The organism is Pseudomonas sp. NPDC087697, from assembly GCF_044743155.1.
Taxonomy (GTDB): Bacteria; Pseudomonadota; Gammaproteobacteria; order Pseudomonadales; family Pseudomonadaceae; genus Aquipseudomonas.
Map to the genome: position 1 here is coordinate 40,186 of NZ_JBIUVW010000036.1, position 20,678 is coordinate 60,863.

Consider the following 20,678-nt stretch of genomic DNA (forward strand, 5'->3'; position numbering starts at 1 on the left):
ACTATTCTTGGCATCTGTGGTTAGAGACGCACCTGTCTAAACCGCTCGTTGCAGGATCGTTTCCATAAGGAGCCCGGATGCCCGTTCAACTCGCCACTCAGGATCGCTGGCTGGATCTCAATGACCTGCTGCGCGAGTTGGTCGCCCAGGGCTTCATCAGCCAGGACTCGGCCGAGCACGCACTGACTACCCGCCGTAATGCCAGCAACAGCCAGTTGCACCCGCTGGAATTTCTGGCCAGCCAACACCTCGACGACCTCAGCCGCCCCGGCAAACGCCTGGATCTGGAAAGCCTGACCCTGTGGCTCTCGCAGCAGGCCGGCCAGCCTTACTTGCGCATCGATCCGCTGAAAATTAACGTCGCGCAAATTACCCCGTTGATGTCCTACGCCTTTGCCCAGCGCCACAAGATTCTCGCGGTAGCGATCGACCGCAACGCCGTCACCGTCGCCAGCGCGCAGCCTTATGTGCGGAGCTGGGAAGCTGACCTGACCCACGTTCTACAGCTGCCGATCAAACGCGTGGTGGCCAACCCGGCAGACATCCAGCGCTTCAGTGTGGAGTTCTTCCGCCTGGCGAAATCGGTCAGCGGCGCGACCAACGCCGATCAGCAGATGAACACCCTGGGCAACTTCGAACAGTTGCTCAACCTCGGCGCCAGCGATCAGGAGCCGGACGCCAACGACGCGCACATCGTCAACATCGTCGACTGGTTGTTCCAGTACGCCTTCCAGCAGCGCGCCAGTGATATCCACATCGAACCGCGGCGCGAGCAAGGCACCGTGCGCTTTCGCATCGACGGCGTATTGCACAACGTCTATCAATTTCCACCGCAGGTGACCATGGCGATTGTCAGTCGCCTGAAAAGTCTGGGACGGATGAACGTCGCGGAAAAGCGCAAACCCCAGGACGGCCGGGTCAAAACCAAGACGCCGGATGGCGGCGAAGTGGAGTTGCGGCTGTCGACGCTACCCACCGCGTTCGGGGAAAAAATGGTCATGCGGATCTTCGATCCGGAAGTGCTGCTCAAAGACTTCGACCAGCTCGGTTTTTCTGCCGATGATCTGCGGCGCTGGCAGGACATGACCCGACAACCCAACGGCATCATTCTGGTCACAGGGCCAACCGGTTCAGGCAAGACCACCACGCTCTACACCACGCTGAAAAAACTCGCGACGCCAGAGGTCAACCTCTGCACCATCGAAGACCCGATCGAGATGGTCGAGCCGGCGTTCAATCAGATGCAGGTCCAGCACAACATCGACCTGACCTTTGCCAGCGGCGTGCGCGCACTGATGCGACAGGACCCGGATATCATCATGATCGGTGAGATCCGCGACCTCGAAACCGCCGAAATGGCTATTCAGGCAGCACTCACCGGACACCTGGTGCTGTCGACCCTGCACACCAACGACGCGCCGAGCGCCATCAGCCGCTTACTGGAGCTCGGCGTGCCGCATTACCTGATCAAAGCCACCGTGCTGGGGGTCATGGCGCAACGGCTGGTCCGCACTTTATGCCCGCATTGCAAGGCGCCGCTGACCCTGGGTGAAGACGACTGGCAAACCTTGACCCGCCCCTGGCAAGCACCGCTGCCAAGCAACGCCCAGCGCGCCATTGGCTGCCTGGAATGCCGCGACACCGGCTATCGCGGACGCGCCGGGGTCTACGAAATCATGCAAATGACCGACGGCGTCAAAGCCCTGATCAACCCCGACACCGACTTGCTCGCAGTCCGTCGCCAGGCATTCAAGGAAGGCATGCGCAGCCTGCGGCTGTCGGGTGCGCAAAAAGTGGCGGCGGGGCTGACGACGATTGAAGAGGTGCTGCGGGTTACGCCGCAGAGTGAGCAGAAATAGGGGGGGTTATCCTGGTCGAACACGCCGATGAACGCTACGGAACTCGTTTGGGGTATTGGCAATCCAACCCGCCAGAAATCCCACTGGAGTCACCCACAATGCGTTTTAAACTTGCTGCCGCTACGCTTGCCTTGCTGTCCCTGTCTGTAGGTTCAGCAATGGCCCATGAGCATGATCATGATGGCATCTTGCAAGAAGTTATTTCCTCAGGTGCGACCACCGCGTCCACCTACCTGACCTCCAGGGATCACAAGCTGGTCGTTGCCGCTCAGGACGACGCCAGCAGTTTCGTGGCCAGTGACGGCAATATTCGTGGTCCGTACCTGGAATCTGCGATGCAGAAAGTCCGTGCCGACAATCCAGGTTTGAAGGCCACCGACATGGAACTGGCCAACGCGATCCTGGCCAAGAACGCAGTCGCCCCGGAATAATTTTGTTGCTGTAAAAATGCCGCTCCCAAGAGCGGCATTTTTTTGCCCATTGCGATCCAGTGTGGGAGCGGGCTTGCTCGCGAAAGCAGTGTGTCAGTCGACATCAATGTTGAATGTTGAACCGCTTTCGCGAGCAAGCCCGCTCCCACAGAGGATTGATGTACGCCGTAACCTCAGCGGTATTCATCCACCGGCACGCAGGCACAGAACAGGTTGCGATCCCCGTAGACGTTGTCCACGCGATTCACCGTCGGCCAGTATTTATGCAGCTTGGTGTGCAGATCCGGGGTCACCGCTTGCTCAATGCTGTAGGGCCGATCCCAGACGCCGACAATGTCCGCCAACGTATGAGGCGAGCGTTTCAGTGGATTGTCCTCGGCAGACCAATTGCCATTCTGCACCTCGGCAATTTCTGCGCGAATGCTCAACATCGCGTTGATAAAGCGATCCAGCTCAGCCTTGGACTCGCTTTCGGTGGGCTCGACCATCAACGTTCCCGGCACCGGGAAAGACATGGTCGGTGCATGGAAACCGTAATCCATCAGCCGCTTGGCGACATCTTCTTCGCTGATACCGGTCTGCGCCTTGAGCGGTCGCAAGTCTAGGATGCATTCGTGCGCCACCCGCTCGTTGCGCCCGGTGTAGAGCACCGGGAAAGCACCGGACAAATGTTTCGCCAGATAGTTGGCCGAAAGAATCGCCACTTCGCTGGCATCGGCCAGTTGCGGCCCCATCATCGCGATGTACATCCAGCTGATCGGCAAAATGCTCGCACTGCCCCAAGGCGCCGCGCTGACTGCACCATTGTGCGGGTCAGGCCCGTCGATCGGCACCACCGGGTGATTGGCAACGAACGGTGCCAAATGCGCCCGCACGCCAATCGGCCCCATCCCCGGCCCGCCTCCGCCATGGGGAATGCAGAAGGTCTTGTGCAGGTTCATATGGGAAACATCGGCGCCGATATCCGCCGGCCGGGCCAGCCCGACCTGCGCATTGAGGTTGGCGCCATCCATGTACACCTGGCCACCATGGCTGTGGATAACTTCGCAGATTTCGCTGATGCCTTCTTCGTACACCCCATGGGTCGAAGGGTAAGTGGCCATCAGGCAGGAAAGCTTATCGCCGGCAGCCAGCGCCTTGGCTTTCAGGTCATCAAGGTCGACGTTACCGGCATCGTCGCAGTCGACGATCACCACCCGCATCCCAGCCATCTGCGCCGATGCCGGGTTGGTGCCGTGGGCTGATGCGGGAATCAGGCAGATGTCGCGTACACCTTGCTGACGGCTTTCGTGATATTTGCGGATCGCCAGCAACCCGGCGTATTCACCTTGGGCGCCGGAGTTGGGCTGCATGCAGATCGCATCAAAACCGGTGATCGCGCAGAGCCAGCTCTCCAGTTCGCTGATCATCAGCGAATAGCCGAACGCCTGCTCCTTCGGTGCAAAAGGGTGCAGATTGGCGAACTCTGGCCAGGTGATCGGGATCATCTCGCTGCTGGCGTTGAGTTTCATGGTGCAGGAGCCCAGCGGAATCATCGACTGGTTGAGCGCCAGGTCCTTGTTCTCCAGTTGCTTGAGGTAGCGAAGCATCTCGGTTTCGCTATGGTGGGCGTTGAACACCGGGTGGCGCAAAACCGGTGTGGCCCGCAACAAGCCGTCGGGAATCCCGGAGACCAGCGGCTCGCCATCCAGCTCGGCGACATCAAGCCCATGATCGGCGCCCAGGAACACATCAAACAACTTCGTCACGGTGCGTTCATCGCAGCTTTCGTCGAGACTCAAACCAACCTGTCCGCGTCCGAGAATCCGCAGGTTGATCTGTGCCGCTTTGGCGCTCTCGATGATTGCGGTCTGACTGCCGCCAACCTCCAGGGTCAAGGTGTCGAAGAAGTGCTGGTTGAGCCGGGTAATGCCGTTGCGCTCAAGCCCGGCAGCGAGAATGCAGGTCAGCCGGTGTACTCGTTGAGCAATCCGTTTAAGCCCCTGCGGGCCATGATAGACCGCGTAAAAACTGGCGATGTTGGCCAGCAATACCTGGGCCGTGCAGATGTTCGAATTGGCCTTCTCGCGGCGGATGTGTTGCTCGCGGGTTTGCAGGGCCATGCGCAGTGCGACGTTGCCGCGAGCATCTTTCGACACTCCGATGATCCGCCCGGGAATCGCCCGTTTGTATTCATCGCGGCTGGCGAAGAACGCTGCGTGAGGGCCGCCATAACCCATCGGCACGCCAAAGCGCTGGGAAGAACCAAACACCACATCAGCGCCCTGCTCACCCGGCGGCGTCAGCAACAACAGGCTCAGCAGATCAGTCGCAACGCAGGCCAGCGCCTGTTGCGCATGCAAGTGGTCAATCAGCGGGCGCAGGTCGCGGATCTCACCGTGGGTATCGGGATACTGCAGCAGTGCGCCAAATACCTGATGCCGTTTCAAGTTATCCACAGCGTCGACGATCAGCTCGAAGCCAAAGCCTTCAGCGCGAGTCTGCACCACGGAAATGGTTTGCGGGTGGCAGTTTTCGTCGACGAAGAACAGATTGCTTTTCGACTTGGCGACACGCTTGGCCAGCGCCATGGCTTCGGCCGCAGCCGTGGCTTCGTCGAGCAACGAGGCGTTGGCCAGTTCCAGGCCTGTAAGGTCGATGGTCAATTGCTGGAAATTGAGCAGCGCTTCGAGTCGCCCCTGAGCAATCTCTGGCTGATACGGAGTGTAAGCGGTGTACCAACCGGGATTTTCCAGCACGTTGCGCAAGATCACCGCGGGCAGAAGGGTGCCGTGGTAACCCATGCCGATCAGGCTGGTCCAGACCTGATTCTGTTCGGCATAGCCGCGCAGTTTTGCCAGCGCGGCCTCTTCATCGAGCGCTGGCGGCAAGTCCAGTGCGCGGTTGAGGCGAATTCCCGGCGGCACCGTCTGCTCGATCAGCTCGACACGGCTGCCGAGCCCGAGGCTGTCGAGCATCGCCTGCTGCTCGGCGGTGTCCGGCCCCAAGTGGCGCCGCAGAAAGGCATTCGGGTCTCGTAACTGACTCAAGGATGGCAACTGGGACATGACGGGCTCTCTCTTGAATGGCGCTCAGCGTCGATGCAACTCGATCAAAGCAGCATAGCTCCCCTGCGCGGACGGCATGGCGTCTTTGCGCAATCAGGCTCATCATGTGCGGCGCATATAACTACCGTCAGCCAATCGGGTGCACTGATCGTCATGAGCCAACTGCCTTTTCTACCGTTTTCCAAACCCACCATCGATGAAGCCACCATTGCCTCTGTCGGCGATGTCTTGCGCTCCGGCTGGATCACCAGCGGGCCCAAGGTTCAGGCGTTCGAAGCCCAGCTCTCGGAGTTTTTGGGCGGCCGCCCGGTGCGCACGTTCAACTCCGGGACCTGCACCATGGAGATCGCCCTGCGCATCGCCGGGATCGGTGCCGGTGACGAAGTCATCACCACGCCGATTTCCTGGGTCGCCACGGCCAACGTGATTCTCGAAGTGGGCGCCACTCCGGTGTTTGCCGACATCGACCCGGTCACTCGCAACATCGACCTGGACCAGCTCGAAGCGGCCATTACCCCGCGTACCAAGGCAATCATCCCGGTGTACCTCGCCGGTTTGCCGGTGGACATGAGCCGCCTTTACGCGATCGCCAAAAAACATGGCCTGCGCATTGTCGAAGACGCCGCCCAGGCACTGGGTTCGAGCTGGAACGGTCAGCGCATCGGCGCCACAGGCGATTTCGTGTCGTTCAGCTTCCAGGCGAACAAGAACGTCACCTCCTCGGAAGGTGGCTGCCTGGTATTGAACAACGCTGAAGAAGTGCGGCTGGCCGAGAAATATCGCCTGCAAGGCGTGACCCGCACAGGCTTCGACGGCCTGGACGTCGATGTGCTGGGTGGCAAGTTCAACATGACCGACGTGGCGGCGGCCATTGGCCTGGGCCAATTCGCCCACATTGAAGCCATCACCGCTCACCGCCGCGAGCTGGCCAAACATTACTTCGCCTGTTTCGGCAGCGATTTCGAAGCCAAGTACGGTGCACAGCTGCCACCGGCGGACTTCACCAACAGCAACTGGCACTTGTTCCAACTGGTGTTGCCAGAGCGCAAGGACGGCAAGCCGGCCCGCGCGACCTTTATGGAGCAAATGCAGGAACTGGGCGTCGGTATCGGCTACCACTACCCGCCGATCCACCTGCTGAGCCTTTACCGCGAACGCGGTTTCAAGGAAGGCATGTTCCCGGTGTCCGAGCGTGTCGGTCGCCTGATCGTTTCGCTGCCGATGTTCTCGGCCATGAGCAAAAGCGACGTCGAGCGTTCGGTTGCAGCGGTGAAGGAGGTTTTGCAGCGGTGAGGTGAGATTGACGCTTTTGTAGGAGCACGGCTTGCCGGCGATGGCGATCTTGAGGCCGCTATCGCCGGCAAGCCGTGCTCCTACGGGGCGAGCATTACTCGCCGATGGCGTTCTTGTAGCCAGTAGGGTCGAGCAGCTTGTCCAGTTCAGAGGTATCACTTGGCTCGAGCTTGAAGAACCAGCTGTCGTATGGCGCGCTGTTGACCAGTTCCGGGCTGTTGGCCAACTCTTCGTTAATCGCGATGACTGTACCGGAGACCGGTGAGTAGATATCCGAAGCGGCCTTGACCGACTCGACTACGCCCGCAGCATCACCGGCAGCGAACACCTTGCCGATTTCCGGCAGCTCGACGAACACTACGTCACCCAAGGCTTCCTGAGCATGGTCTGAAATACCGACTTTTACGCCGCCATCTTCATCCAGACGGGCCCATTCGTGACTTTCGGCAAAACGCAGGTCGGCAGGGATATCGCTCATGTTCTGTGTCCTCAAGAAGAAATGTCAGCGGTGTTGGCCCGCCAGAAAAAGTTAGATCAGGGTTTTGCCGTGACGCACGAAGGTCGGTTTAACCACCCGAACCGGGTACCACTTGCCACGAATTTCCACTTCTGCCCGGTCGGCGGTTGCCATCGGTACCCGCGCCAGGGCGATCGATTTGCTAAGCGTAGGAGAGAAACTACCACTGGTGATCTCCCCTTCGCCAACATCAGCGATGCGAACCACCTGATGGGCACGTAAAACCCCACGCTCTTCGAGCACCAGGCCGACCAGTTTGTACTTGATGCCAGCCGCCCGCTCGGCCTCAAGCGCTGCCCGGCCGATGAACTGACGAGCAGCCGGTTCCCAGGCAATGCTCCAGGCCATATTGGAAGCCAGCGGTGAGACATCCTGATGAATGTCCTGACCGTAGAGGTTCATTCCGGCCTCAAGACGCAGCGTGTCACGCGCGCCGAGGCCAATCGGCGATATGCCCGCACCCACCAGATCGTTGAAGAATCCCGGCGCCTGATCGGCCGGCAAGGCAATTTCCAGACCGTCTTCGCCGGTGTAACCGGTACGGGCGATGAACCAGTCACCGTCACATTGCCCTTCGAACGGTTTGAGCTGCTGGATCAGCGTGCCACGGGACTGGGTCACCAGTTCGGCGATCTTTTGCCGCGCCTGCGGACCTTGAATCGCCAGCATCGCCAACTCGCAGCGCTCGTGTAGTTGCACCTGATAGTCGCCGAGCTGGGCCTGCATCCAGGCCATGTCCTGATCGCGCGTGGCAGCGTTCACCACCAGACGGTAAGCGTCTTCCAGGCGATAAACGATCATGTCGTCGACCACCCCGCCCCGTTCATTGAGCATGGTGCTGTACAAGGCACGGCCGACGCTGTGCAGACGTTCGACATCATTGGCCAGCAAATGCTGGAGCCAGGCCTTGGCCTGAGGGCCGCTGACATCGATTACGGTCATATGGGATACATCGAAAACCCCACAGTCGCGGCGCACCTGATGGTGTTCCTCGACCTGAGAGCCGTAATGCAGTGGCATATCCCAACCGCCAAAATCGACCATCTTCGCGCCGAGTGCGAGATGAAGGTCATACAGAGGCGTACGCTGTCCCATGGGTTTCTCCTTCCGGGCGTGGCGAAGGTACGGACAGGTGCTGTATGGTTGAAAGCCTTGAAATAGAAGGCTTCCAGCCAATTTCAGCGACCCGGTCTGAAGGACGAACCGCACCGAATGCCGCGCATTGTAGCCGCAAGGTGTAGGACTGACACCTAGCCGTTTCGATGTGCCGAACGTCTGATCAATCCGATGACTGGCAACAGGCCCACCAGAATCAGCGTCAGCGCCGGCAACGACGCCCGCGCCCACTCACCTTCACTGGTCATTTCGAAGATCCGCACTGCCAGCGTGTCCCAGCCAAACGGGCGCATCAGCAAGGTCGCGGGCATTTCCTTGAGCACATCGACGAACACCAGCAACGCCGCGCTCAACGTACCGGGCAGCAACAGCGGCAGATACACCTTGAAAAACAGTCGTGGCCCACTGACACCCAAACTGCGTGCAGCTTCCGGCAACGACGGGCGGATCCGCGCCAGGCTATTTTCCAACGGCCCGTAGGCCACCGCGATAAAGCGCACCAGATACGCCAGCAGTAACGCCGACAGGCTGCCCAACAGCAACGGCTTGCCTGCACCACCAAGCCAGCCCGACAGCGGCACCACCAGCTCGCGGTCCAGATAACTGAACGCCAGCATGATCGATACCGCCAGCACCGAACCGGGCAAGGCGTAGCCGATATTGGCCAGGCTGACCCCGGAACGAATCGCCCGGGTCGGCGCCAGGCGCCGGGCAAACACCAGCAGCAGCGCGACGCTGACAGTGATCAGCGCGGCCATGGTGCCCAGGTACAGCGTATGCATGATCAGCCCGGCGTAACGCTCATCCAGGTCAAAGCGCCCGCGCTGCCAGAACCACGCCACCAGTTGCAGCAATGGAATGACAAACGCGCAGGCAAACACCAGCCCGCACCAACTGGTGGCGGCCACGGCCTTGAACCCGCGCAGGTGATAGAGCGCCTTGCCTCGCGGCCGCTCGTTACTCGCCCGACTGACACCACGAGCACGGCGTTCGCCGTAAAGCAGCAGCATCACCACCAGCAGCAACAGGCTGGCCAGCTGTGCGGCGCTCGACAGGCTGAAGAAGCCGTACCAGGTCTTGTAGATCGCCGTGGTGAAGGTGTCGAAATTGAACACCGATACCGCACCGAAATCCGCCAGCGTCTCCATCAACGCCAAGGCCACTCCGGCACCTATCGCCGGCCGCGCCATCGGCAACGCCACGCGCCAGAATGCTTGCCACGGTGATTGGCCGAGCACTCGCGCAGCCTCCATCAGACCTTTGCCCTGAGCCAGAAATGCGGTGCGCGCCAGCAGGTAGACGTAGGGATAGAACACCAGCACCAACACCAGAATCACCCCGCCGGTGGAGCGCACGCGTGGCAGCCGTAAACCGCTGCCGAACCATTCGCGCAGCAGGGTTTGCACGGCGCCTGAGAAATCCAGCAGCCCAACAAAAACGAACGCCAGCACATAGGCCGGGATCGCAAACGGCAGCATCAGCGCCCAGTCCAGCCAGCGTCGTCCGGGGAATTCGCAGAGGCTGGTCAGCCACGCCAGGCTCACGCCCAACAGCGTGACGCCAATTCCGACGCCGAGGATCAGCGTCAGGGTGTTGCCCAGCAGGCGCGGCATCTGGGTGTCCCACAGGTGCGACCATATCTGCAGGTCGACGGTTTGCCACGACAGCAGCAACACGCTCAGCGGCAGCAGCACCAGAGCGGCAACGACGAAAACCAACGGATACCAACGGCGTTGGGCGGGATGGGCCAAGGAAAAGCTCTCTGGGGGTGAATCCGCAAAAAGATCGCAGCCTGCGGCAGCTCCTACGCGGGGTTTGTGTTCCCCCTGTAGGAGCTGCCGCAGGCTGCGATCTTTTGATCTTTAGTGCTTCGGACTCAGTTCCAGCCCGCGCGGTCCATCAGGCGAATGGCCTCTGCCTGGCGCAGGCCAGCGACTTCAACCGGCAGGGTGTCCGGGATGAACTTGCCCCAGGCCTCGACTTCAGCGGACGGTTTCACCGTCGGGTTGGCCGGGAACTCCTGGTTAACGTCGGCGAAGATTTTTTGCGCTTCAGGCGTGGTCATCCATTCCACCAGAGCCTTGGCGGCTTCCGGGTGCGGCGCGTATTTGGTCAGGCCAATGCCCGACAGGTTCACGTGTACGCCACGGTCAGCCTGGTTCGGCCAGAACAGTTTGACCGGCAGATCCGGCTTCTGCTGGTGCAGACGACCGTAGTAGTAAGTGTTGACGATACCGACGTCGCACTGCCCGGCGTTGATGGCTTGCAGTACGGCAATGTCGTCGGAGAACACGTCAGTGGACAGGTTGCGAACCCAACCCTTGATGATTTCTTCGGTTTTTTCCGCGCCATGAGTTTCGATCAGGGTCGCAGTCAGCGATTGGTTGTAGACCTTCTTCGCGGTACGCAGGCACAGACGACCTTCCCACTGCTTGTCAGCCAGTGCTTCGTAGGTGGTCAGGTCCGAGGGTTTTACCCGGTCGGTGGAATAGGCGATGGTCCGCGCCCGCAGGCTCAGACCGGTCCAGGCGTGAGAAGCGGCGCGGTATTGCAGTGGAATGTTGGTATCGATCACTTTCGAGGTGAACGGCTGCAGGATGCCCATTTGCTCGGCCTGCCAGAGGTTGCCGGCATCGACGGTGAGCAGCAGGTCGGCGGTGGCGTTCTCGCCTTCGGCCTTGATGCGCTGCATCAGCGGCGCTTCCTTGTCGGTGATGAACTTCACCTTTACGCCGGTTTTTTGGGTGTAAGCATCGAAGACCGGTTTGATCAGTTCGTCGATACGTGAGGAGTAGACCACCACCTCGTCAGCGGCCTGAGCGGTGGTGCCAATCAGGGTCAGGGCGAGGGCTGTCAGTAGACGCTTCGGTGCCAACATGGGAGCGGTCTCTCGAAATCAAAAATGAGTCGAAATGATAAGGACTCACATTTGGCTTCTCAACCGATCCCTCTGCGGAGGAGTTACGAGATATTGCACAACCGGGGATTGATGGTGAATGTGCCGCCGCCATCGCGAGCAAGCTCGCTCCCACAGGGAATCTCCTTGAAGCGCACATTCGTGTGAACAAAGAAGATCAAGTGTGGGAGCGAGCTTGCTCGCGATGAGGGCATCAGCTCCGACGCAAAATGTCAGGCCTTGGCCAGCTCCGGCAGATCCCCGATCAATCCAAGCGCTTCGCGCACGAACAGCGCCTTGGCTTCGGGCATCTGGTCGACCATTTTCAACCCGGTATTACGCAACCAGCGCAGCGGCAAAGGGTCGGCCTGGAATAAACGTTCAAAACCTTCCATCGCCGCCATCAACGCCAGGTTGTGCGGCATGCGTCGACGCTCGTAGCGGCTGAGGACTTTCACATCCGCCAGACGCTCACCACGGCTGGTCGCGTGCAATAGCACTTCGGCCAGAACCGCCGCATCGAGGAAACCGAGGTTGACGCCCTGCCCGGCCAACGGGTGAATGGTGTGAGCGGCGTCGCCGATCAGCGCCAGGCCTTCAGCCACATAGCGCTTGGCGTGACGCTGACGCAGCGGCACGCACAGTCGTGGATCAGCGCTCAGCACGCTGCCAAGGCGCCCTTCAAAGGCACGCTCCAGTTCACGGCAGAAGCCTTCATCGTCCAGCGCCATCAGGCGTTCGGCTTCGCTCGGGGTGGTCGACCAGACGATCGAGCACCAGTCTTGCTGGCCGTCACGCTCCAATGGCAGGAACGCCAGCGGACCGTGGTCGGTAAAACGCTGCCAGGCCGTCATCTGATGCGGCAGCGAACTGCGAACGCTGGTGACGATGGCGTGATGCAGGTAATCCCACTCGCGAGTCGCGACACCGGTGAGGCGGCGCACCGCCGAGTTGGCGCCGTCAGCCGCGATCACCAGCGGTGCACGCAGCGTGCGGCCATCGGCCAGGGTCAGCAGCCAGTCGTCGCCGGAACGGCGCATCTGCTCCAGGCGCGCATTGGCCAGCAGGCCCAGGTCGCAATCGTGCAGGCGATCAAGCAATGCATCCTGCACCACCCGGTTCTCGACGATATGCCCGAGCGTCTCGGCGTGGACGCTGGTGGCCGAGAAATGAATCTGCCCGGTGCCGCTGCCGTCCCAGACATGCATGTCGGTATAAGCGCTGCTGCGCCGGCTGATGACGCCTTCCCACACACCCAGACGTTCCAGGATCCGCTGACTGGCGGCCGACAAGGCACTCACCCGAGGCTCGAACGCCGACTGCGCATCGAAGGGTTTGACGCTCATGGGGCTGCCGTCGAGCAGCAGGACTTCCAGCCCACTGTTCTGTAACGCCAGCGCCAACGCGCTCCCGACCATTCCGGCCCCGACTATCAGCAGATCTGCGCGCATTTCCATGCTTTAAGCCTGTCTCGCTTGCGGCTTGAGCCGCACGTAAAGGGTTTTATCGACCCGCGCCACCAAGGCGCCGTCGTGAATCTCGATCTGCAGCCACTTAACCATCGGAACGTGTTCCCAACCCCATCGCTTGCCGAGCGAACCAGCGTTTGGCCGGCGGCAACAGATCGAGGCCCAGCAGGCCGATGTTGCGGCCCAGCGAAACCAGCGGTTGGGTACTGCCGAACAAACGGGTGACCTGATCGGAGAAACCCACGGTGAGGTGCTGGTCCAGGCGCTGGCGTTCGCGGTAAGCCTGCAAGGTGGCGAAGTCACCCGGCGCGCTCTGGCTGGCGAGCAATGCTTCGGCCAAGGCCTGAGCGTCCCGCAGCGACAGATTGAAGCCCTGACCGGCAATCGGGTGCAGGCTGTGGGCGGCGTTGCCCAATACGGCCAGATGCGGACGCACCTGCTCTTCGGCTTCAATCAGCGACAACGGGTACAGATGCCGCGCACCGACCTGCTTGAGGGTGCCGAGGCGATAGCCGAATACGCCCTGCAGCTCGCTGAGGAAGCTGCGCTCATCGAGTGCGGCCAGACGCTGCGCGTCCATGCCCAGGCGAGTCCAGACCAGCGCGCAGCGGTTATCCGGCAGCGGCAGCAGGGCCATCGGGCCGTCATCGGTGAAGCGCTCGAACGCCATGCCGTTGTGGGCTTCGCTGGGGGTGATGTTGGCGATCAATGCACTTTGATTGTACGGACGCTTTTTGACGCCGATCCCCAGCTGCTCGCGCAAGCCCGAACGACCGCCATCGGCCAGCACCGCGAGGTCGCATTCAAGGCTGACTTCATCGTTGAGGGTCAAGCGATAGCCGTCTTCCAGCGGTTCCATGCGCGTGACTTCAGCCGGGCAGCGCCAGCTGATCACGTCCTTGTCCAGGCCCTGCCAGAGGCATTGACCCAGCCAGGCGTTTTCCACCACATAACCCAAGGCCGGAACGCCCTCTTCCATGGCCGACAGCCGCGCGGTAGAGAAACGCCCACGATCCGAGACATGGATCTGTTTGATCGGCTCGGCGCGGCGGGAGATTTCCTGCCACAGACCCAGCCGCTGATAAATTTGCCGAGCACCAAAGGACAGCGCCGAAGAGCGCGCGTCATAGCTTGGCTGGTAGGTATGACCAGGCGCGAACGGTTCGATCAGCACGATCTTCCAGCCACGGGCACGGGCACCGGCCTGCAAGGCCAACGCCAGACTGGCGCCAACCAGACCGCCACCGATGATTGCCAGATTGACTCTGCTCATGCTGCTTCAGTCCGCGCAGCGGCCATCAAGGCCTCGATCTCGGCGACCGTTTTCGGCGCGCCGTTGGTCAGGATTTCACAGCCCTGTCTGGTTACCACCACGTCATCCTCGATGCGTACGCCAATGCCGCGCCACTTCTTCGCCACGCTCATGTTGTCCGGGGCAATGTAGATACCCGGCTCGACGGTCAACGCCATGCCGACTTCCAGCACCCGCCATTCACCGCCGACCTTGTAATCGCCGACGTCATGCACATCCATGCCCAGCCAATGGCCGGCGCGGTGCATGTAAAACGCCTTGTAGGCTTCGCTGGCGATCAACTCGTCTACGTCGCCCTGTAACAAACCGAGCTTCACCAGACCGGCCGTAATCACCTGAACCGTCGCCTCGTGCGCCTGATTCCAGTGCTTGTTGGGTGCGATCTGGGCAAACGCGGCTTCCTGCGACGCCAACACCAACTCGTAGATCGCCTTCTGTTCCGGCGAATACTTGCCGTTGACCGGCCAGGTGCGGGTGATGTCGCTGGCGTAGCAGTCGATCTCGCAACCGGCGTCGATCAACACCAGATCGCCGTCCTTGAGCAGCGCGTCATTCTGCTGGTAATGCAGGATGCAACTATTGCGCCCGGCAGCGACGATCGAACCATAGGCCGGCATTTTCGCCCCGCCTTTGCGGAACTCGTAATCGAGTTCGGCTTCCAGGCTGAACTCATGCAAGCCGGCACGGCTGGCCTGCATGGCGCGAATGTGGGCTTGCGCGGAAATCCGTGCGGCTTCGCGCATCACTTTCACTTCTGCTGCCGATTTATACAGGCGCATGTCGTGCAGCAAATGATCCAGCGCAACGAATTCGTTCGGCGGCTGGGCGCCCAGGTGCGCTTTAGAGCGGATCACGTTGATCCAGTCCATCAGGTGACGATCGAATTCGGGGTTGCTGCCCATGGCCGAATAAACCCGGTCACGGCCTTCGATCAGGCCCGGCAGGATGTCGTCGATGTCGGTGATCGGAAAGGCGTCGTCGGCACCGAAATCGCGGATCGCGCCTTCCTGCCCCGCACGCAGGCCGTCCCACAGTTCGCGTTCGGCGTTGCGTTCACGGCAGAACAGAATGTATTCGCCATGTTCACGCCCGGGCATCAGCACGATGACGGCCTGAGGCTCGGGAAAACCGCTCAGGTACTGGAAGTCGCTGTCCTGACGGTAAACGTGCTCGACGTCGCGGTTGCGGATCGCCACGGCCGCGGCCGGCAGGATTGCGATGCTGTTGGGTTCCATCTGCGCCATCAACGCCTTGCGGCGGCGGGTGTATTCCGATTTAGGGATATGAATCATGGGCAGATGGCAGTCCCTTACAAACGATCAGTGCAGAGAAGGTTTGGCAGCAGCGGCTTGCGCCGGTTTCTTGGTCTCGGCGAACAGCAGCAATGGCGCGACGCGCAGGTATTCCATCACTTCCATGTAGTCGCCTTCGCCGTCTTCGGACTCTTCCAGGGCATCTTGCACCTGAGCGATGGCGGCGAGGTCTTGCAGCACTTCCTGGGCATCTTTGCTCAGTTCCAGGCCGCCCGCGTTCACGCCGAAGCCGTGGAGGAAGCCCTGGCACCATTGGCCCAGCGCAGCGGCACGTTCGGTGAGCGGCGCGTCGTCGGTCGGCAGCAACAGGACCACGGTGACGTCGTCGCCCGTCAACTCGCCCTTGACCATTTCTTGCAGGCCGATCAGCGCGTTGCGTACGTTATCGGCCGGTTCGGTTTCCAGCAGCTCGGCGACGTCAGCCAACCAGGTGTCGGCATCAAAGCCGACACCGGTGCAACTGCGGCCCAGCAGCACGCCGTGAAGCTCGGCAGGGGAGCAAGGATGGCCGCTGGAGCTCAGCAGGGTGGCAAAGGCGTTATACGGGGAATTCTGAGTGGTCATGGGCAGCTAGGCGCCAGACGGCGCTATGTCTAGAATGAAGGCCTTGTATCCTACATCGACAGACTCGCCAAGACTATTAAAGGCTGTCCGCCAGTTACCGCCCATCAGACAAATCCCGTGGAACACGTATGGAAGACACCGACTTGCAAGCGCTGATGGCCAGACTCGAGCTGCTAATTGCCCGAGTCGAGCAACTTAAGAGCCAAAACGGACTCTTATTAGCTCAGGAAAAGACCTGGCGCGAGGAACGCGCTCATCTCATTGAAAAAAACGAAATCGCTCGGCGTAAGGTCGAATCGATGATTTCGCGCCTCAAGGCCCTGGAGCAAGACTCATGAGTTCAAGCAATAGCGTTACCGTGCAGATCCTCGACAAAGAGTACTCGATCATTTGCCCCCAGGAAGAGCGCAGCAACCTGGTGAGCGCCGCCCGTTACCTGGACGGCAAAATGCGCGAGATCCGCAGCAGCGGCAAAGTCATCGGCGCCGATCGCATCGCCGTGATGGCCGCGCTGAACATTACCCACGATCTGCTGCACACCCGGGAACGCCCTGATGTACAGGCCAGTGGCTCGACCCGCGAGCAGGTGCGTGATCTGCTTGATCGAGTGGATCTGGTGCTCGCCACCGATCCGGATGTCAGCAAGGGCTGATTCCTGAGGGTGGTTGCGGTATACTCGCGGCACTCCCTGGGGTGCTTGCCAGTTGGCGATGTCCCTGAGCCGATTCGCACTACCCTGGAGGTTGCACGTTGGGCCGGTGTGCATGTCCGCTAGACGGAAAGCCTTAAGGCCTACTGCATCTTCCACCTTGAACTTTCGGGTTCAAGGGCTAAGTCGACAGCGGTTCATCCGGGGAGCCTGATTCAAGCCGATGCCAGTTTTTTGCTGGCATCGGCTTTTTACGAAGCCACCGTCCTGGTGCCTTCGACACTCGAACAGCCCATGACGATGACCGAACCTGCGCCGCTTTCCCGCCCGCAACTTCGACGCATGCTGCGCAAGGCCCGTCGCGCACTCTCGCACTGCGAACAACGCGAGGCCGCCCGCGGGCTATATCGGCAATTGGCGCAACATCCGCTGTTTCGCCGCGCAAAACACATTTCCCTGTACCTGCCCACCGACGGTGAAATCGATCCGCGCCTGCTGCTGCGCGCCGCTCAACGTCGGGGCAAGGCGACTTACCTGCCGGTACTCAGCGCCTGGCCGCGAACCAAGATGGTCTTCCAGCGGATTCGCCCCGGTGAAAAGCTGCGGCCCAACCGCTTTCGCATTCTCGAACCACGGGTCAACCAGGCTAAGCAACGCAAGGTCTGGGCACTGGATCTGGTGTTGTTGCCGTTGGTCGGTTTTGACGAACACGGTGGACGTCTGGGGATGGGTGGCGGTTTCTACGATCGCAGCCTGGCCTATCTGGCGCGCCGCAAAAACTGGCGCAAGCCGACGCTGCTGGGCCTGGCCCATGAATGTCAGAAAGTCGAAAAACTGGCTCAAGCGAGCTGGGATGTACCGTTGCAAGGAACGGTGACTGACAGGAAGTGGTATTTCGCAGGCTAGACTCAGACGCCACTGCCATCAGCGGCGTCGTTTGCAGCGGTTTTAGCGCTTGTGCGGCTTTAGATGTTGTTGCTGTTGCTGTTGTGCAACTTCGATCGGTGCATCGGTCTTGTTCGCCCACAGGCTTTGCGCATAGCCCGTGGTTACGACGCCCAGGCCGAACACAATAACTAAAATCCACAGTAAATCCGGTTTGCGTTTCATCGATTGCCCCCCTCAGGCATGTTACTTACGATGACAGCAACGGTATCCGAAATAGGCCGTGCAGCAGCGTCTCGCTTAAAAGTCCGGCATTTTGCGGTAACGTGAAGCGACACGCAAACGCTGGCGTCAACCGACCGTCGGTTTGTCATAAAATTGTCGGGCAACTTTCCCGGCCACCTCTTTCGGAGCAAAAAAGATGGCCTATTGGCTTATGAAATCCGAGCCCGACGAGCTCTCGATCAAAGGCCTGGAGAAGCTCGGCGAAGCCCGCTGGGACGGCGTTCGCAACTACCAGGCACGTAATTTTTTGCGGGCCATGGCCGTCGGCGACGCGTTTTTCTTTTATCACTCCAGCTGCCCCGAGCCGGGCATCGCCGGGATCGGGCGAATCATTGAAGCGGCGTATCCGGACCCGACGGCGCTGGAGCCGGAGAGTGTTTATTTCGACCCCAAGGCCACGCCCGAGAAAAATGCCTGGAGCGCGATCAATGTCGCTCACGTCGAGACATTTCCTAAAGTGCTGAAGCTCGACTATCTGAAACAACAGGCGGCACTGGCAGAGATGCCGCTGGTGCAGAAAGGCTCCCGACTGTCGGTGATGCCGGTGACGGCCGAGCAGTGGGCGGCGGTGATTGCTTTACGAGCGTGAACGATGTAGCGATTGCCAGGACGCCTTCGCGAGCAAGCCCGCTCCCACATTAGATCTGCGCCGAATGCAAAACCTGCAGCCACTGGAGAGCAACTGTGGGAGCGGGCTTGCTCGCGAAGAGGCCCGCCCTAACAGCGAAGGCTTATTGAATGATCAGGTTGTTGAACAACAGGTCGTCAACCACCGGTTTGCCGGTTTCGTCATTCATCACTTGCTGGGTCTGCTTCAAGGCTTCCTGACGCAACTTCTCTTTCGCCTCGACGTTGTTCATGGCCTCGGTGGTTTGCTGGGCGAACAGTGCCACCAGCTGATTACGGATCAACGGCTCGTTGGCCTTCACGGCCTTGATGGCTTCCTCACCGGTTACCCGCAACGCCACGTCAGCCTTGTAGACCTTGAGCTTCGGGGTGCCATCCAGCCCGTAGTTGCCCACGAACGGCGGGGTCAGGCTGATATAACTGACTTTCGGCGCCTCGCCTTCTTTGGCTTCTTTGGCTTCTTCGGCCATCGCTGCCACAGGCAGAGACAGGGCCAGCATCAACATGATCCACGCTTTCACAATTCGCTCCTCATCCGGTTTGCGGCCTAGCATAACGACCCGCAGCCCAAGCACAAAGCTTATGGCTGACTATCAGGGTCGGGCATGCTCGTTGACCCGTTGACTCACACACCTACACTTATCGGCCATCACTCCCAAAGGAATAGCCCTGATGAAAGCCGTGCTGTGCAAAGCCTTCGGCCCTGCCGAATCGCTGGTGCTGGAAGAAGTCGCCAGTCCTGTCGCCAAGAAGAACGAAATCCTGCTGGATGTGCATGCGGCCGGGGTTAACTTCCCGGACACGCTGATCATCGAGGGCAAATACCAGTTCAAGCCGCCCTTCCCGTTTTCGCCGGGCGGTGAAGCCGCTGGCGTGGTGAGCGCGGTGGGCGAAAAAGTCAGCCATCTCAAGGTCGGTGACCGGGTCATGGCACTGACCGGCTGGGGCAGCTTTGCCGAGCAAGTCGCGGTGCCGGGCTACAACGTGCTGCCCATCCCGCCGTCCATGGACTTCAACACCGCCGCCGCCTTCAGCATGACCTATGGCACCTCGATGCACGCCCTGAAACAGCGCGGCAACCTGCAACCGGGGGAAACCCTGCTGGTGCTCGGCGCTTCGGGTGGTGTTGGCCTGGCCGCCGTGGAAATCGGTAAAGCCATGGGCGCCCGGGTCATCGCCGCCGCCAGCAGCGCCGAGAAACTCGCAGTAGCCAAGGCCGCCGGCGCCGATGAGTTGATCAACTACAGCGAAGCCAACCTCAAGGACGAAATCAAGCGTCTGACCGACGGCAACGGTGCCGACGTGATCTACGATCCGGTGGGTGGCGACCTGTTCGATCAGGCGATCCGCGCCATTGCCTGGAACGGTCGCCTGCTGGTGGTTGGTTTCGCCAGCGGACGCATCCCGGAACTGCCGGTAAACCTCGCCCTACTCAAGGGTGCAGCCGTGGTTGGCGTGTTCTGGGGCGCCTTTGCCCAACGCCAGCCGCAAGACAACGCCGCAAACTTCCAGCAACTGTTTGGCTGGTTCGCCGAAGGCAAGCTCAAGCCTCTGGTGTCGCAGGTTTACCCGTTGGCTCAGGCCGCCAACGCCATCAACGATCTGGGCCAGCGCAAGGCCGTTGGAAAGGTGGTCGTGCAGGTACGGTGAACAAGACTCCCTGCTACTCTTCGAGTCTGTTTACCCATCACAGGACGGAGGATGAGCATGATGCTGCGCAAATTGTTATTGGGCCTGGCTGTCTTGCCTGCACTGGTGATTTCAACGCAGACACCGGCAAATCAGAGTGACAAGGCGGCCCAGGGTCTGCGAAATGTCACGGTGCTGATCGTCCGACACGCGGAAAAGCCCGATCAGGGTACCGGGTTGAGCCCTCGTGGCGAGCAGCGCGCAGAGGCTTATGCGCACTATTTCGACCCGCTGCAACTGGGCGGCAAGAACCTGGTACCGCAACGACTGATCGCCACCAGCGACAGTAAGTCCAGCGCGCGACCACGGCTGACCCTGACACCGCTATCGCAGCGTCTGCACATTCCGATCGAGCAACCCTATGCCGATGAAGAAGTCGACAAACTGGTCAAATCGCTGAGCAAGAAGAACCAGGCCTCGGTCCTATTGATAGCCTGGCATCACGGGCATATCGACAATTTGATCGAAGCGTTCGGCGGCGATGGCCAAGCGTTGACCGGGCAGAAATCCTGGCCAGAGGACGTCTATGACTGGCTGATCGTATTGCGCTTCGATGACCAGGGGCAATTGGTCGAATCCCATAGCCAGAAGATCCAGGAACATCTGTTGCCCGGTGATGGCAGCTGATTATCGGGATCACCCCCCTCCCTTGCACCGGATCCATCCTGATCTGGTGCACAAAACAACTCACGCTCCCACTCCCTTACACCTGAGCGACATGTTCAT

General features: G+C 60.4%; 20 protein-coding genes, 1 other RNA gene and 1 pseudogene. 10 read left to right on the top strand and 12 right to left on the bottom strand.

Annotated elements, in window-relative coordinates; all coding sequences use genetic code 11:
• Positions 1-77 precede the first annotated feature (77 nt).
• Positions 78-1,859 (top strand): GspE/PulE family protein, encoded by a 1,782-nt coding sequence (locus ACIPIN_RS21395; protein ID WP_401121802.1) that lies wholly within the window; start codon positions 78-80, stop codon positions 1,857-1,859.
• 98 nt (positions 1,860-1,957) lie between these two features.
• Entirely contained in the window at positions 1,958-2,290 is a 333-nt protein-coding gene (locus tag ACIPIN_RS21400) for a DUF2388 domain-containing protein (RefSeq protein WP_401121804.1), read from the top strand.
• Positions 2,291-2,463: 173 nt separating this feature from the next.
• Here the strand turns inward: ACIPIN_RS21400 and gcvP are convergent, their stop codons facing one another.
• Positions 2,464-5,337 carry an aminomethyl-transferring glycine dehydrogenase gene (gene gcvP / locus ACIPIN_RS21405; protein WP_401121806.1) on the bottom strand — a complete coding sequence of 958 codons (2,874 nt, stop codon included), beginning with the start codon at positions 5,335-5,337 and terminating at the stop codon, positions 2,464-2,466.
• A gap of 153 nt (positions 5,338-5,490) precedes the next feature.
• Here gcvP and ACIPIN_RS21410 point away from each other — a divergent pair, with 153 nt between their 5' ends.
• Complete coding sequence (locus ACIPIN_RS21410) at positions 5,491-6,630, top strand: DegT/DnrJ/EryC1/StrS family aminotransferase (protein WP_401121809.1); 1,140 nt, start codon at positions 5,491-5,493, stop codon at positions 6,628-6,630.
• A 94-nt stretch (positions 6,631-6,724) separates the two neighbouring features.
• Here ACIPIN_RS21410 and gcvH read toward each other — a convergent pair whose 3' ends face one another.
• From gcvH to ACIPIN_RS21455, 9 genes and pseudogenes are all read right to left on the bottom strand, one after another.
• Positions 6,725-7,108, bottom strand: a complete 384-nt coding sequence (gcvH, locus tag ACIPIN_RS21415) for a glycine cleavage system protein GcvH (protein ID WP_401121811.1) — start codon at positions 7,106-7,108, stop codon at positions 6,725-6,727.
• 51 nt (positions 7,109-7,159) lie between these two features.
• Complete coding sequence (gcvT, locus tag ACIPIN_RS21420) at positions 7,160-8,242, bottom strand: glycine cleavage system aminomethyltransferase GcvT (RefSeq protein WP_401121813.1); 1,083 nt, start codon at positions 8,240-8,242, stop codon at positions 7,160-7,162.
• A 155-nt stretch (positions 8,243-8,397) separates the two neighbouring features.
• Positions 8,398-10,014, bottom strand: a complete 1,617-nt coding sequence (locus ACIPIN_RS21425) for an ABC transporter permease (RefSeq protein ID WP_401121815.1) — start codon at positions 10,012-10,014, stop codon at positions 8,398-8,400.
• 125 nt (positions 10,015-10,139) lie between these two features.
• Positions 10,140-11,141 (bottom strand): extracellular solute-binding protein, encoded by a 1,002-nt coding sequence (locus tag ACIPIN_RS21430; protein ID WP_401121818.1) that lies wholly within the window; start codon positions 11,139-11,141, stop codon positions 10,140-10,142.
• A 251-nt stretch (positions 11,142-11,392) separates the two neighbouring features.
• Positions 11,393-12,610: a 2-octaprenyl-3-methyl-6-methoxy-1,4-benzoquinol hydroxylase gene (locus ACIPIN_RS21435; protein WP_401121857.1), complete on the bottom strand. Its 1,218-nt coding sequence runs from the start codon at positions 12,608-12,610 to the stop codon at positions 11,393-11,395.
• Between the two features lie 9 nt (positions 12,611-12,619).
• Positions 12,620-12,709 (bottom strand): annotated as a pseudogene (locus tag ACIPIN_RS21440) (tetrameric acyl-CoA thioesterase); the annotation flags it as partial.
• 4 nt (positions 12,710-12,713) lie between these two features.
• Entirely contained in the window at positions 12,714-13,901 is a 1,188-nt protein-coding gene (gene ubiH / locus ACIPIN_RS21445; protein WP_401121820.1) for a 2-octaprenyl-6-methoxyphenyl hydroxylase, read from the bottom strand.
• Positions 13,898-15,232: a Xaa-Pro aminopeptidase gene (gene pepP, locus ACIPIN_RS21450; RefSeq protein ID WP_401121823.1), complete on the bottom strand. Its 1,335-nt coding sequence runs from the start codon at positions 15,230-15,232 to the stop codon at positions 13,898-13,900. The genes ubiH and pepP overlap by 4 nt, the downstream gene beginning before the upstream one ends.
• A 27-nt stretch (positions 15,233-15,259) precedes the next feature.
• Positions 15,260-15,817, bottom strand: coding sequence for a YecA family protein (locus ACIPIN_RS21455; protein ID WP_401121824.1), 558 nt, complete (start codon positions 15,815-15,817; stop codon positions 15,260-15,262).
• Between the two features lie 128 nt (positions 15,818-15,945).
• Here ACIPIN_RS21455 and ACIPIN_RS21460 point away from each other — a divergent pair, with 128 nt between their 5' ends.
• The 4 genes from ACIPIN_RS21460 to ACIPIN_RS21475 all read left to right on the top strand — a co-directional run bounded on the left by ACIPIN_RS21460 (position 15,946) and on the right by ACIPIN_RS21475 (position 17,372).
• The gene (locus ACIPIN_RS21460) at positions 15,946-16,155 is read left to right on the top strand and encodes a TIGR02449 family protein (protein WP_169991256.1); all 210 of its coding nucleotides are present in this window, start codon (positions 15,946-15,948) and stop codon (positions 16,153-16,155) included.
• On the top strand, positions 16,152-16,469 hold the full coding sequence (locus ACIPIN_RS21465; RefSeq protein ID WP_019694181.1) for a cell division protein ZapA: 318 nt from the start codon (positions 16,152-16,154) through the stop codon (positions 16,467-16,469). Before ACIPIN_RS21460 ends, ACIPIN_RS21465 begins: the two co-directional genes overlap by 4 nt.
• A 30-nt stretch (positions 16,470-16,499) precedes the next feature.
• Positions 16,500-16,678, top strand: a non-coding RNA gene (ssrS, locus tag ACIPIN_RS21470) — 6S RNA.
• An 88-nt stretch (positions 16,679-16,766) separates the two neighbouring features.
• Positions 16,767-17,372: a 5-formyltetrahydrofolate cyclo-ligase gene (locus tag ACIPIN_RS21475; RefSeq protein WP_401121859.1), complete on the top strand. Its 606-nt coding sequence runs from the start codon at positions 16,767-16,769 to the stop codon at positions 17,370-17,372.
• Positions 17,373-17,414: 42 nt separating this feature from the next.
• Here the strand turns inward: ACIPIN_RS21475 and ACIPIN_RS21480 are convergent, their stop codons facing one another.
• Positions 17,415-17,576 (bottom strand): hypothetical protein, encoded by a 162-nt coding sequence (locus ACIPIN_RS21480; protein WP_401121828.1) that lies wholly within the window; start codon positions 17,574-17,576, stop codon positions 17,415-17,417.
• 196 nt (positions 17,577-17,772) lie between these two features.
• Here ACIPIN_RS21480 and ACIPIN_RS21485 point away from each other — a divergent pair, with 196 nt between their 5' ends.
• Entirely contained in the window at positions 17,773-18,225 is a 453-nt protein-coding gene (locus tag ACIPIN_RS21485; protein ID WP_401121831.1) for an EVE domain-containing protein, read from the top strand.
• Between the two features lie 142 nt (positions 18,226-18,367).
• On the opposite strand, the gene ACIPIN_RS21490 is transcribed toward ACIPIN_RS21485, so the two are convergent.
• A complete protein-coding gene (locus tag ACIPIN_RS21490; protein WP_401121834.1) occupies positions 18,368-18,784 on the bottom strand; it encodes a flagellar basal body-associated protein FliL in 417 nt (138 codons plus the stop codon).
• Between the two features lie 151 nt (positions 18,785-18,935).
• Between ACIPIN_RS21490 and ACIPIN_RS21495 the strand changes: the two genes are divergently transcribed.
• Positions 18,936-19,913 carry an NADPH:quinone oxidoreductase family protein gene (locus ACIPIN_RS21495; protein WP_401121836.1) on the top strand — a complete coding sequence of 326 codons (978 nt, stop codon included), beginning with the start codon at positions 18,936-18,938 and terminating at the stop codon, positions 19,911-19,913.
• A 51-nt stretch (positions 19,914-19,964) separates the two neighbouring features.
• On the top strand, positions 19,965-20,579 hold the full coding sequence (locus ACIPIN_RS21500; protein WP_401121839.1) for a flagellar basal body-associated protein FliL: 615 nt from the start codon (positions 19,965-19,967) through the stop codon (positions 20,577-20,579).
• The last annotated feature ends 99 nt before the right edge of the window (positions 20,580-20,678 follow it).